Origin of the sequence: Streptococcus sp. 339, assembly GCF_013277285.1 — a bacterium.
In the GTDB taxonomy this organism is placed as follows: domain Bacteria; phylum Bacillota; class Bacilli; order Lactobacillales; family Streptococcaceae; genus Streptococcus; species Streptococcus pseudopneumoniae.
Genome location: NZ_VMMR01000019.1, coordinates 12748 through 27235, shown reverse-complemented (window position 1 = coordinate 27235; position 14488 = coordinate 12748). Strand labels below are relative to the sequence as shown.

Annotated in this window: 7 protein-coding genes and 1 pseudogene; all 8 read right to left on the bottom strand. The window is 37.4% G+C overall.

All coding sequences use genetic code 11. The features are described 5' to 3' along the window. A partial coding sequence (locus HT736_RS02530; protein WP_172930716.1) for a S8 family serine peptidase occupies window positions 1-4748 on the bottom strand: 4748 nt, incomplete at its 3' end. 469 nt (window positions 4749-5217) lie between these two features. After that, window positions 5218-5427 (bottom strand): annotated as a pseudogene (locus tag HT736_RS02525) (transposase domain-containing protein); the annotation flags it as partial. Window positions 5428-5618: 191 nt separating this feature from the next. Continuing rightward, window positions 5619-7346, bottom strand: a complete 1728-nt coding sequence (gene ezrA, locus HT736_RS02520; RefSeq protein ID WP_023933515.1) for a septation ring formation regulator EzrA — start codon at window positions 7344-7346, stop codon at window positions 5619-5621. Window positions 7347-7427: 81 nt separating this feature from the next. Further along, a complete protein-coding gene (gyrB, locus tag HT736_RS02515) occupies window positions 7428-9374 on the bottom strand; it encodes a DNA topoisomerase (ATP-hydrolyzing) subunit B (protein ID WP_000134037.1) in 1947 nt (648 codons plus the stop codon). Window positions 9375-9388: 14 nt separating this feature from the next. After that, window positions 9389-9952 carry an HAD family hydrolase gene (locus HT736_RS02510; RefSeq protein WP_162498517.1) on the bottom strand — a complete coding sequence of 188 codons (564 nt, stop codon included), beginning with the start codon at window positions 9950-9952 and terminating at the stop codon, window positions 9389-9391. 84 nt (window positions 9953-10036) lie between these two features. Beyond that, a complete protein-coding gene (locus HT736_RS02505) occupies window positions 10037-10591 on the bottom strand; it encodes a DJ-1 family glyoxalase III (RefSeq protein ID WP_000241398.1) in 555 nt (184 codons plus the stop codon). 10 nt (window positions 10592-10601) lie between these two features. Further along, on the bottom strand, window positions 10602-11825 hold the full coding sequence (locus HT736_RS02500) for an FtsW/RodA/SpoVE family cell cycle protein (RefSeq protein WP_119947454.1): 1224 nt from the start codon (window positions 11823-11825) through the stop codon (window positions 10602-10604). A gap of 36 nt (window positions 11826-11861) precedes the next feature. Continuing rightward, window positions 11862-14312, bottom strand: a complete 2451-nt coding sequence (locus HT736_RS02495) for a bifunctional DnaQ family exonuclease/ATP-dependent helicase (RefSeq protein ID WP_172930715.1) — start codon at window positions 14310-14312, stop codon at window positions 11862-11864. Window positions 14313-14488: the final 176 nt, after the last annotated feature.

Sequence of the window (14488 nt, the reverse complement as noted above, 5' to 3'; positions counted from 1 at the left end):
AGAGAAATTCCAGAAATACTTAGCATAATAGAAATCATGTTATTCTCACCAGTGGCTGGTAACTGTTTTCCTTCTTTGATGACTGTAGCTAAAAGCACTTGTTGATCACTTCCAGCTAGTGTTTTATTCTCATGCTTAGCTTCTATATTGGAATGATGTATTGTAATTGATGTAGCTTTCTCAATTTTATCATTGCTAATTGAAGGCTTAATAGTTGAGACTTGTCTATTTTGACTTACTAATTTAACAGGTTGCACTTGAGAAACTGGCTTGATCGTTACAACTGGTTTAGCTGGAATAACTGGATTAACTGGTGCAACTGCTTTAGTTGGATCAACCGGCTTAACTGGTACAACTGGTTTGGTTGGGATCTCTACTTTATTAGCCTTAAGTTTTACAACCGTTTCTTTTAGAGCTTTGATTACTTCATTAATTTCTTCTTGACTAGCTTCTGCATTTTCCAAAAGTAGCTTAGCTTTGTTGAAAATAAGATGATATGCATCTTTCTCCTCTTTGCTAGCTGTCAAAAATCTTGGATCTTTTTCTTGGAACTTCACTTCATCCTCGATAACATTCTTTAGGCTCATAAAATCTGTTTCTTTCCCATTCAGCTGGTCTTGAGCTTGCAAGAAAGTGGTCAACAGACGGTCAATTTCATCTTGAGTTATCAAATCTTTTGTAATTAATAATGCCAAGAGTTTAAATTCACGATCATATTGACCTTTGCGTTCTTGATCAGAATTTATATATTTACCTTTTTTAACTGTCTCAGCATATGCTTTAATGGCATTCTTCAATGATGTGATATCAGATTCCTTACCATCCAATGTTTGCATAGCAGACTCTAAAGCCTTAACAATTTGGTCAATTTTATCTTGGTTAAGTTTACTTCCCAATGCTAGTTGCGCATCTTTGACACTTTGCTCAAACATCTCTTTTAAATTCTGTTTTGTATTATAATATCTTGGAGTTTTAACTACTTCCATTTGTTTATTTAAAGCTGCAATCAGAGCTAACTTAGAAACAACTGAAAGTGACAAAACATTATTTTTACCAAACAGAACTTTAAATGGTTGAAGATTATCAAGTAATTCATAACCGTTTGACAGATTTACAAGAACTTTATATTCACCAGTAACCACTTTCTTACCATAAGAATGTTTACCATATGTTTCAGCTGGCAAGACTTGACTCTGACCGTCTTCACCTACTAAAGTAATCATTGTAGTTCCAGGAACAGCTTGATTAAAGCCAACTGTTACTGGGGCATATTTCATTTTGTTAGCCAAGAAGGTAATAGTTTGAAAACTATTTTCTTTCGTTAAATCAAATTCCTTAGATAGAGCACTCACAAATTTCAACTCTGTACGATCATAGCTAAAAATTTCTGCAACATAATGCCCAAATTTCAAGAAATTAGTATCTTTTGACTTATCAACGGTTACATATTGACCTTCGCTATTTTTAATGCGATAAACATAAGTTGTATCAATCTCATCATTGGTTTTATTGTTTAGTATAGCAATTTTTACACGACCACTATTTTCTTCACCTACAAGATCTTTGAGAGATATAAAATCTACATTTCCCGCAAAGTCTTCCACATAATAGAAGATTTTCGATTTATCAATGTTCTTAGGAAGTGTATAACTACCATCTTCATTTTGTTTGATAATCTGATACTGTTCGATTTCTGAATCTGCCGCCTCTCTATTTTCAGAAGGACGAATATAAAAGACTTTTTCTAGAAGAATTCCGCCATTTCCGACATCCTGAGGTTTACGAGCTATAAATTGTTCTTGATTTTTTTGAGAACGAATATATCCCGAAGTAATCAGAGGTTTTTGTGTATCGATTTGAATTTTAAATATTGTGTATTGTTCTTCAGCTCCAGGGACATCTGGCTTATAACTAATAACATAGTCATAAATTCCATCAGAGACTCGATTTCCATTAGAATCCTGTCCTCCCCAAGCTGTTTTATCTACAATGTAACTTCTTGGATTTCTAGTATCGCCATCAAAATAATTTTTCACAAGGTCTGTTGGACGACTTTGCCAAATAGGCTGACTGTGTGTTGTATCCGAAGAATCATAAACAGTTGCACGAAGATTTACCAAGTTTCTATAGACAAGAGTTTTAAATTGAACAGAATCTTTATTACCATCATCGTTCGGCGAGATAGCAAGGCGAACATTACCCTTTTCATCTAATTGAAGATGGTATTTTCCTTCATCATCTTGTTTCACTCCGAGTACAGTCACTCGATTTCCTTGACGCTCTGCTTTTAAAACATTTACATCATTTTCAGAACTTGTTAAATAAGTTACATCGTCTGAAGGTGAAATTCCTGGATTATCTTTATCAATTTCAGAGTAAAATCCACTGTTTCCTTCCTTAATCAATTGATAAATTGGTTTTTCAATTGCAGGTAGATTTTGGAATTCTCCCTTAAATCCCATAAATGGTAAACCAATAACAGAACCATCATCTGCAGGATTGACAAATCTAACAAATCCTTCTAGAAAATAACCATTTGGCATTATTTTGCTAAGTTCTTCAGTAAACTTACTTGTATCTACACTAACTGTTACTGTCTTCGTACTATGAGCTTTCACAGTTACTTCGGGCCAAACTGTTTCAGTTAGTTTTCGTGGACGGAGAGTGAATTTTCCTTCTTCAACTTCGTCCGTATTTGTATTTACAATCATCTTCAATGTTCGGTCTTTATCCGAAATATTATGAATTGTAACTTCAAAGGTAAATTTATCACCAACATTACCAAGAGTAACACTTGGATAATTATTTGCACCTGTTACAAATAGATCTGTGCTTGTTGCCGCCATCGTGTCAACTACGCCAGCACCTTGGTGACGTGGAGAAGTATAGGCTCCAGTTTGTTTATTAAAATGTGGTTTTGCAGTAGACATAATTAAAGCTTTTACAATCTCTGAAATTTGACTAGCTGATAATTCAGGATGTTTCTTTGCTAAATATTCTTTGACTAATGCTGCGACACCAGCTACATGAGGGGCCGCCATACTTGTTCCACTTATACTTCCATAACTATTGTCGTTAAATGATGAATAGATATTTCCACCAGGTGCAGTAACATCTGGTTTCAATTGTCCATCTGTTGTAACTCCCCAACTTGAAAAATCTGACAATTGGTCTGCAACATCTGATTTACGATTATCCATCTTGTGATTAAAGACAATTTTATACTGACCAGACTTAAGAATTTCACCATAATATTTTGAAATAAAGACAGATGGGATTTTCTTAGCATCACCTGTAACAGACATACTAACATTTGCACCTTCAACGTTGTTATAAATTAAAACTCCAGCTGCACCGTGTTGAAGAGCATTTTTAATCTTATCAGAGAAATGGATTTTACCACGTTGAATCAGTGCTAACTTACCTCTTACATCAATATTAGCAAAATCTTCTTCACGACCAATACCCGTTGCTACATATTCGTATTCTTTCCCTTTTTCAAAATCTTTTTCTGTTTCAGGTCTATTAAAATCAAACTTACCATAATCAAGGGTAGCGTCATTTTCTAAACCTTTTACTTCAAAGACTTCAGTAGTTAGAATTTTATTATTAATCGAAGCAACAGAAATTGAATCTTCTACTGTAGAGGGATTTCCGACGAGACCATAATCAGGATTTTCTGCTAATGGTTGTGAAAAACCTCTACCGAAAGTATTGCTATTACCAGCAGCAATAACAACAGATACTCCTTTAGTGCGTGCTCTTTTTACTGCTTCAATAATATCTGAACCCGCATCTACAGTTGAACCCGCACCTGCACCCAAACTCATATTGATCACATCCGCACCTAACGCAACTGCGTCATCAACGGCTTTTACATAGAGGGCAGAGGCTGTAGTTTTATCTCTATCTGAAAAAACTCTCATAAACATAATTTGAGCTTCTGGCGCCACCCCATAAACCTTCTCAGAATTCGGGGCTTTATTAATTGGATTTCCAGCTACAATACCAGTAACGTGCATTCCATGAGACTCTTTTTCAGCCTCTTTTATATTATCAGTTCCATCAAAGTAATCATAAGCATATACTACCTTGTCACTGTACCATTTTCCATAGTCAATACCGGCAGCTTTTTTAGCTTTTTCGATATCATCCTGATTTTTAAATTTCGCCTTTGACGGATCAGAAATACGCAGAACTTCATGATTCAAATCAAGGCCTGAATCTATAACAGCGACTACAGTTCCTTGCCCTTTGTGTCCTGCTTCCCATGTTTTAGGGACAGTAATCATTTCATTACTGGAGATACTATTTGGCTTTTCTTTATGTCCACTTTGAGATAACGACTGTGATTGTGAACTTTCGGAAGAAGAACTTCTTTCTACTGCTGATTCTTCCTTCTTCTCTTCACTTTTTATAGCAGTCTTTTCTTTCTGTGTGATTACATTCTTGTCTGACTTATTATCTCTATATTCTATAGAATCATCTTGTTTTACTGACGCTGTCGCTTCTGTTTTTTCCTTTGAAGAAGAATCTAGAGCATTCTTGTCAGCCGTGACTGACGGTGCGAGCTTATTTGAATCATCTAATTTATTAATTATTACTGCATGTGTAACTTGATTGGATGTTTCAAATTTCCCCTCAGCAGCACTAACCTGTACTAAAGCAAATCTGCATGCAAAGACCGATAGCAGAAAAATCGTTGCTATTTGGTACTTTTTATGACAAAAATCTTTGCAGTCTCCCATAAAATCACTCCTTTTTATTTAAATTAAAAGTATTATATCCTAAATTATCTGAAAATTCTATCAAAAACTTATTTTGTAACAAAATTGTAATATTAATCACTCTTCTCATGTAATTTAAACATAAAGAAATTTAATCTCGATTAATACAAGACTAAATTTCTTTATTAAATAATTACTTTCCATTCAATTACTCATTAAGCAAAAACCTTACTAATCACGGTCATAGAATAGTTCATGTGCTTTTATAGTAGATTGAAACTAGAATAGTACACCTCTACTTCTAAAACATTTTTAGAAATCGATTTGACTGTCCTGATCGATTTGTCCTATTCTTATTTCATTTTACTATAATCGTGAATTAAGCATTTCAGGAACTGTGACAAACGTAACCGTACAATAACGAAGTCTATTGAAAAATCTCCAGATTAGTGAACTTAGCGATAGTTCCTAATCTGGAGATTTCTTATTTTCACCTTTCTTGTACAACTTTAGTCCATGGTAAATAAGCCTCTAAAACCTCTTTGTTTACGAGAGTTTCCTCGTTTGGAAGACATTCTAGAAGATAGGATAGATATTTTTCACTATTTAGTTGATGACGTTTAGCTGTTTCCAACAAACTCATAATAATAGCTGTTGCTTTAGCTCCTTCAAAACTTTGAGAAAACAACCACCCTCGCTTTTTAAAATTTAGCTTAGGCTAAAAGAGTCCACTGGACTCTTTTACTCCGTCCCATTTTAGCGTGACTACCACGCTTTGTTCTATCTTTCTTCATATTTAAATAATATCAAAACCAAGCATTAATTTCAATGATAAATAAGTAAACTCATGGCTTTTGAGTAAAGAAAAAAGCTTAGAATGAACTAAGCTTTTTAAAAACGAATCGTTTCACGTGTTTTCTCATATGAGGTAACAAAGCGATTGGTTACACCAGGCTCTGCCACTTCCAATGCTTGAGAAATCTTGTCAAATGAAGCGTGATAATCAAATTCTTTTTCAAAAATATCTAAAGCTTCGTTAAATGCTTCTTGAATGCGTTCATCAAATGAGCGATAGCGGTTAGAATATTGCAAGAGTTGCTCTGTCAAAGTTGCATATTGTACAATATTATAAGTTTCCGTTTCTAAAGCTTCCATATCATTCGTTGCAATTTCAAGAACTCGGGTAACAGATTCAATGTTAATCATTTTTTGTTCTAACTCAACCATTAAATCCTCGGTATTATTGCTGGCCGTAAAGAATAACTTCAAGAAAGTTTGTGGAATACCTGGCAGATTGCGTTTTTCCATGTATCGCTTGATAGTATGGAGACGATTGACATAAACATTGGCCTTTTGACGTGCATTAATATCATCTTTCTCAATTTGTGTCAGGCGCTCACTAACTGAAATTTGCTCATCTTCAATATCTTTTAGTTGAGTTTGTAAATCCTCAAGATTTTCTTCAAGAACTGAATAAGCTTGGGTTGGCTCTTCTTGATTTGAAGTTACCTCAACAATAGCTGCCTCAAAATTCTCTAATTCTGTCTGAATACGACGAACATGGCTTGCAACTGTCTCAGGAAGTAAATAGGTCTTGTTCAAACGTGCAATATCTTCTCCCAATAAAGTATTATTCTCTTTCATATGTTGAAGGTAAGTTGGAAGAGTTGCAAGTAGATTTTCCACTACTTTCTGAGCAGCAATTTCTCGAGTAAAAATATTATACAAGGCATTGATTTCCTCTTGTGCCTGTCCATTCTCATATTCGGCATTATCCAATTCCAACTGACGAATATTCTCTTGGTTTTTCTTGAATGCTTCATAAAGCAAGTGGAAACGTGCTTCAATATCCGTTTCAACAAAATGATAATTAGCATCAATTAGTTTACGATAACCGGCTTCCAAATCCTGTAATTGATCTGGCAATTCTGTAGAAAGCGTCGTAACCAAGGCTGGAACACGATCCACAATATGACTTAAGGCCAAAATGTGATTTTCTGTATTATCCAAAATCACTGCGGCTTCCACAGGGTCACCCGATGAATTCAAGGTTACAAATTGTGAAAATTCAGATTGGATATTTTCTAATTGTTTTTCAATTTCATCCAAGGCTTGACCATACTGTTCTGAATTTTCAGCAACTCTATGCTGAAGTTCCTCAAATAAATCCAAAGCATGAAGAACACGACCACTATTTTTAGATTCTTGCTTCTCTAAGTCTGCCAAAGCATTGCGAATTTCAGCAATATCTTCTTCAATCAAAGTAATTTGACTCTCAATTTGGTCAATTTGATGACTGGCCTTGAGAAAACGAAATGAATGGTTATAGCCTTCTGCTTCAAAGAGATTATTTTCAATATCGGCAAAAGAGTTGAGAGATAAATCGACCCATTTTTGATTCCATTCACGGAAAGCCACTTGACTTTGTCCAATCAAGTGCATATTTTTTACAGCTTCTACTTCATCATTTACTGGAAGATTGTATAGTTCTTCTTTTCTTTCTTCTAGCGCCTCTAATCTCCCCTCGTTTCGCTTACGTAGAAAGATTGCCACTACATAAGCCAGAACTAAAATGACTGCAATTGCAACCATTAAATAAATTAGTTGTCCATTAGACATATCAAACTCCTTTTTTACTTGAAACAATCGTAACGATTATATCATATTTTTTAGACCAAGGGAACTACTTCTCCCTATTTTTTAGACATCAAGTGTACTATAGACAGCATTTTCTTCGATAAACTCACGACGAGGCTCTACTCGATCCCCCATCAACATATCAAAGATTTTATCTGCTTCTGCAGCATCATCTACAGAAACTCTAGCCATCAAGCGATGTTCGGGATCCATGGTTGTTTCCCACAGCTGATGATCGTCCATTTCACCTAGCCCCTTATAACGCTGAATAGTCGGTTTGGTACGACCTTCACTATAACGGGCTAAAGCTTCTTGGAGTTTGATTTCTTGATCTGCACCCGGCTGGATATATTCTTTAATCTCGCTTCCAACCTTGACACCATAGATTGGTGGTTGGGCAATATAAACATAACCAGCTTCTAGGATTGGTTTCATATAACGATAAATCAAGGTTAAAAGAAGGGTACGAATATGGGCTCCATCGACATCGGCATCGGTCATCAAAACGAGTTTTTGGTAACGGGCTTTCGAAACATCAAATTCTGCGCCAAATCCTGTTCCCATGGCTGTGAAAAGACTACGAATTTCTTCGTTAGCTAGAATCTTATCCATACTTGCTTTTTCAACGTTCAAAATCTTACCGCGAATTGGAAGGATAGCCTGAAACTCACGGTTACGACCAGATTTGGCTGATCCACCAGCTGAGTCTCCTTCGACGATGAAGAGTTCTGTTTCAGCAGGATTGTTAGAAGAACAGTCTGCTAGTTTCCCTGGAAGGTTGGAAATTTCCAAACCAGATTTTTTACGAGTGACTTCACGCGCACGCTTGGCAGCCACACGAGCCTTGGCAGCCAAAATCCCTTTTTCCACGATACGCTTGGCAATCTGTGGATTTTCCATGAGGAAATCGGAGAAGGCTTCACTGAAGAGGCGATTGGTAATCTTGACCACTTCGCTATTTCCCAATTTGGTCTTGGTTTGTCCTTCAAACTGTGGATTTGGGTGTTTAACTGAGATAACTGCAGTTAATCCTTCGCGGACATCTTCCCCAGTTAAATTATCTTCATTGTCTTTCAGTAACTTATTCTTACGAGCATAATCGTTGATAACACGTGTCAAGGCTGTACGGAAACCTTGTTCATGCGTTCCACCTTCATGGGTATGAATATTATTGGCGAAACTCATGACATTTTCATGGTAACCAGTTGTGTACTGCATGGCTACCTCAACTGTGATATCATCCATCTCACCGTCTGTATAGATTGGTGTATCAAAGATTACATCCTTGTTCTCGTTGATATATTCAACGTAACTAGCAATCCCACCTTCATAATGATAATGCTTGGTTTGTTCCAAACCTTCACGCTTATCTGTAATTGAAATTTGAAGACCGCGATTTAGAAAGGCCAACTCTTGAATCCGTTTATTTAATTTATCAAAATCAAAGATTGTTGTTTCAGTGAAGATTTTTGGGTCCGGTGTGAAGTGAACAGTTGTTCCTGTTTTATCCGTATCTCCAACTATTTCAAGATCTGCGACAACATGACCACGACGGTATTCTTGGTAATGAATCTTACCGTTTTTATGGACATGAACGTCTAATTGAGTGGAAAGGGCATTAACGACTGACGACCCCACCCCGTGAAGACCACCTGAAACCTTGTATCCACCACCGCCGAACTTTCCTCCAGCATGAAGGACTGTAAAGACGGTCTCAACAGCAGGACGGCCTGTTTTTTCCTGAATATCGACTGGGATACCACGCCCATCATCCACAACAGTAATCGAATCATCTGGCTCAATAAAAACTTGAATATGGCTGGCAAATCCTGCCAAGGCCTCGTCAATTGAGTTATCAACAATTTCCCAGACTAGATGGTGAAGACCTTCTTTTGAGGTTGATCCAATGTACATCCCTGGACGCATACGAACAGCCTCTAAGCCCTCTAAAACTTGAATTTGACTGGCATCATAATCCTGTGCCTGCAGATTTTTGATTTCTTCTGTCATCTTATTCCTTTTTCTTATATGTCTAATACTTGTCTTAAATTCACGATACTGGTAAACAAGTGGGTATCAAGTCCTGCAGCTTGACCTGCTTCGATATCAATCGGCCGATCACCAATGACAAGACCAGAGCTAATCTGATACTTTTCTCTTAAATAAAGCATGGATTCGGGATTTGGCTTTCTCTTAAAGCCTGAGCTAGAAGTCACCACTTCTGTAAAATAAGCTGCTATAGAGGTTTTTTCTAAAATTTCCAAAACCTGATCATTTCGATGAGAGACCAAAAAATGACGGCCACCTTGATTTAAAATGTCTTCCAATAGGTCAGAAACTCCTTCAAATAAAATCGGGTGTTCAAGCTCTCTGGCTTCATTTTCCTTGTACTTTTCTAAAAAATTCTCTAAATTGGGAGCGAATGTCTCAATCGCAAAAGGAGTAGAAACCTTTAAAGCTTGATAGACACTGTCATAGTCTTGTGTGATACCATACAGTGCCAATGTTTCAACAAATGCAGCTGTTGAAGTTTCATAATTATCCAGTAAAGTTCCACCTAAATCCCAGATGTAATCGTGATATTTCATACCCTTCATTATAGCATTTTTTTATGAAAAAAGCGATGATTTCCCTGAGTTTTCCACATAAAAAACGAGAGAATAACTCCCGTTTTACTGATTTTTACCAAAGACATCTCGATAGAGCATTCCTGTTCGTAAACTCTCTGCGTCCCCTCCTAGTTGCTCCACCAACTCGTAGGCAAAGGCAAGGGCTGTTGAAGGACCCCGACTGGTTGTCAACTGACCATCTACCACTACTGTTTCCTTGACGTAGTGACCATCAAGGATTTGCTCTTGAACACCGTCATAACAAGTGTATCGCTTATTTTTCAATATCTCTGCTTGATTGAGGGCAATTGGTGCCGCACAAATGGCTGCTAGTTTCTTCCCTTCTTGCTCGAAGCTTTGCAATTCTTGAATCAAGGTCTGATTATCACGTAAATGTGCAGAACCAGGCATACCTCCAGGAAGAACAATCATATCATAGTCTGATAAATCTCCATCAAAGACATGATCTGCTCTTACTTGGATTGCATGCGAACCCGTTACTTGCTCTTCAAAACCAACCATATCACATGTGATATTGGCTCGACGCAAGACATCTACAACTGTCAAGGCTTCAATTTCTTCAAAGCCCTGAGCTAACATAACTGCTACTTTTACCATGATTTTCTCCTTATTTAATTTGTTTTAATACAAGCTTTTTCCGTTTGAATGGGACTTTTCCGCTCTTTTCTTCAGCTAGATTAGTCTGGTAACTCATCGATAAAAGCAAACCAACACCAATCAGATTACTGATAATAGCTGATCCCCCTTGCGAAATGAAAGGCAGTGGAATCCCGGTCAAAGGAAGCAAGCCCGTTACAGCACCGATATTTTCAAAAATGTGGAAGAGCAACATCATAATCAAACCAGTGGAAATATAGGTGTAGAACTGGTTATTTGATTTGAGAGTAATCTTCAACATACGGTAAATCAACATGAGGTAAAGGACAATAACCAGGACAGAGCCAATAAAGCCAAAATCTTCTGCAATGACCGTGAAAATCATATCTGACTCACGAACTGGAATAAGCAGATTTGAAGTATTAAAACCTTGGCCGAATAAGCCACCACTCCCAATAGCAATCTGCCCTTGAGCCTGCTGGTAAGTCGTTGTTTGGGCAAACTCAAAGGGATTGAGCCAAGCCAGAATCCGATTAATTTGGTAGGTCGGCATTCCAATCTGGTGAAGAAAAGCTCGTCCGTCCTTGCTAATAAAGATAGCTAAGAAACCAGCAACTCCTGTTACAGCAGTCACAAATACTGGGATAATAATTTTCCAAGAAACCCCTGATAATAAAACGATTCCTGAGAAAATAGCTACAAAAACCAAAGCCGTCCCCAAGTCACTTTGAAGTGCTAAAAGAACTAGGACTGGAATGGTAAAGAGAATCATCCAGAAAATTAACAAAAAGTCCAGCGGAACCGTGCGTCTCCATTCCTTATGTTTCTTTGTAAATTGGACAATAACACGAGCCAACATGAGGATATAGGATATCTTCATAAATTCTGACGGTTGGAACAAGGTGATGCCATTTACCGATACCCAGTTTTTGGCACCCGTTGATGCAACTAAGCTTGGATTATAAAAGACAATCGGCAAGACCATGAGTCCCAAGCCTAAAATATATAGAAAGGGGGTCACCTTCCAAAGAAATTCAGTATTAAAGAGCATGACCACAAAACCAATCACAAGCCCCAAGGCAATCCATGCGACCTGCTGCCCTAAAATGGGCAGAATATTGTTTGGATAATCATGACTAACGGCTATATAAATAGCCACCACGCCAATAACCAGTAGAAAAAACACTGGCAAGAGCAAACTGTAATCAACTCTTGAGTCGAGAGAACGTTTCATATATACTAACCTTATACTTTCATACAATACTATTTATCAAAGTTCATTAAAAAATCTATCAATAGCCTCGTCAACTTCGGATCGAGAGACGGTTTTAACAGTCGCTTCTTTTGCTAGAGAAGTCACTATTTGCTTACCATATCGTTTTCCGACAATTCTCCTATCCAAAATAAGAGTTAAAGAACGTTGGTGTTCGCGTCTCATACTTCTTCCCAAAGCCTGTTTTAAACGAATAAGGGCCATTGGCAATTGATAATCATAAAAGGCATTTTTCCCTTCTTGAATTAGTTCCTGATTGATCTTTTTCGTCAAGGGCTCTTGGGGATTTTGGAAAGGAAGTCTTGGTACAACTTGAATCACAAAAGGATGACTTGAAAAATCAACTCCCTCCCAGAAACTTGCTGCACCAAGCAAGATTTGTTGTTCTCCTTTTTCAAAGCGCTTCTTTAGCTGATGAACATCCCCATTTTTATACTGGGCCAGATGGCTTACAGGAAGTATGTCTGAAACTGCTAGAAGCATATCTTTAGCGGTAAAGAGAACCAAAATCGGTTGCTGGAAAGCTTGAATTTCCACTAGTAAATCAGCTACCTCTTTGGCATAGACTTCTAAGGAAGTTTCTGTCACCAGAGGGAAATCTTTGACCAAGACCACTTCTTGGTCCTGTTTTCTACGAGCTTCAATCTTGACAAATTTGGCTTCAGGATAGCCTAAAAGGTCGGCCAAAGAAACTCTCTGACTAATCTCAAGAGTAGCCGATACTCCCAAGACTTGACAACTCTCAGGTATTAAAGAGGACAGAAGAATACGGCCAGATTTTGTAGAAGAAATCTGAATTTTCTTTTGACTCGTTTCAGTTGCTTCAAGCCAGTAATCTCGGTCAGCTGTAAAATAGCGGACCAGCTCCTCAAAGCCTTCTACTTCTAATTCTAAAAAATACTGATGGAGATTGGCTAGAGAATCTAAGATATTTTTCCTAGATTTACCAGACTGAAATTGTTCTATCAAGTAGAAGCACTCAAAGCGAATACTTTCTAGTATTCGTTGCTGGACCTTATTTTGCTCCTCCAGTAAGGCCTTATCAACTAAATCAATAATATACTGGATATCGTAGGTCTCTTGAAGCAGATTTTCTAAAGCCAACAAAACTTTTTGAACTTCATCGATAATCAGTAAACGGTCACTGACAAATTCAGGATTATCTTCAAGTCTGGTTACAAGATAGGCATGATTGGTCACTAAAAGATTGCAGGTTTGTGCTCTTTCTTGACTACGTTTCCAAAAATCTTCCGTCACAAATAAGCTTTGGGATGATAAATTCCCATCATGACGAAGATCTGTTAGAAAATGTTGGTAACGGTAGAGTTGACCAATTTCATCCAAATCTCCTGTCTCTGTCTCTGTCAGCCAGACCAAGACTTGCATTTTAAAGCGTCTAAATAAGCGATTTTCATCATTTTCCTGCAAGGAACGATAAAAGGCATCCAACTTCAAATAATTTTGAGGCCCCTTTAAACTATGAATATCTATATGGAACACTTCCTTGAGACGTTTACCTTCTTCTTCCATGATTTGATTTTGAAGAATCTTTGTCGGAACGCTAAGGACAATCTGATGCTCTTTGGCTTGAGATAAAGCGGGTAAGAGATAGCCATAAGTTTTCCCAATCCCAGTCGGCGCTTGAATTAATGATACAGGCTCATCTTTCAATAGCAAGCCAACCTCTTTAGCAAAATTTTCTTGCTCCTCCCTCACTTCAAGATTCAACAGAGAAATATTTTTAGAAAAATCTTGAGATAGTTTTCGTGACTCCATGGGATCTGCAGTTTTCTTGAAATACAGTCCTTGAACTTGGACCAAATCTGAAGAACTCAGAATAGATTGGTTGCGAAAAATTTCTTCAATAACCAGGTAAGACTCATATAAGAGAGCGTCAGCCATTTCCAGCAAGCGTTCCAAGAGTCCTTTAGGAAGTTGGGCCATCTTTTCTCGTAAAAATAAGAGTAATTCTGCTGTAGCTTGGGCATCTGAAAGAGCTGTGTGGGCGTGTTTTAGAGGAATTCCTAATTCTCGACACAAAATCGGCAAACTATATTTTTCCAGTTCTGGGAAAAAGACCTGAGCCAATTCGACCGTATCAACACGAGGATTTCTTAGTTCATAGCCTTCAAAAAATAAATTTTCCGCCAAAAGATTGGCATCAAACTGAACATTGTGGGCTACAAAAATCCCATCCTCCACCAAGTCAAAGATTTTTCTGGCAACTTGCGAAAAATCAGGTGCTTGCGCCAGACGTTGGTCTGTCAATCCTGTCAGTTCTTTGATATGAGCATCTAAGGGTTCATGTGGATTGACATCCGTCGTATAGTGATCAACGATTTTTCCGTCCTCAATCACGACAATTCCCACTTGGATAATTTTAGCCTTACTACCTGTGCTAGTTGCCTCTAAATCCACCACAACATAGCGATTACCAATCGTTTTCATTATAAAAAATTATACCAAAAAAAGAGCCATTTGGCACCTGCAAACATGGGATAATTTTCAAACTCAAGAAGGTTACTTGTATTAAAATTCCCAGTAAACAGAGCATCCTAGCTTACTGATTTGTTGAAAATGGTGAAGAAATACGAAAAATTGAGAGAAGAAATATTTGCATCTTC

Bases quoted from the DNA above. Each gene is read 5' to 3' on its own strand.
- HT736_RS02500 (WP_119947454.1), bottom strand. From the start codon at position 11,825: ATGAAACGTTCTCTCGACTCAAGAGTTGATTACAGTTTGCTCTTGCCA.
- ezrA (WP_023933515.1), bottom strand. From the start codon at position 7,346: ATGTCTAATGGACAACTAATTTATTTAATGGTTGCAATTGCAGTCATT.
- HT736_RS02510 (WP_162498517.1), bottom strand. From the start codon at position 9,952: ATGAAATATCACGATTACATCTGGGATTTAGGTGGAACTTTACTGGAT.
- HT736_RS02505 (WP_000241398.1), bottom strand. From the start codon at position 10,591: ATGGTAAAAGTAGCAGTTATGTTAGCTCAGGGCTTTGAAGAAATTGAA.
- gyrB (WP_000134037.1), bottom strand. From the start codon at position 9,374: ATGACAGAAGAAATCAAAAATCTGCAGGCACAGGATTATGATGCCAGT.
- HT736_RS02495 (WP_172930715.1), bottom strand. From the start codon at position 14,312: ATGAAAACGATTGGTAATCGCTATGTTGTGGTGGATTTAGAGGCAACT.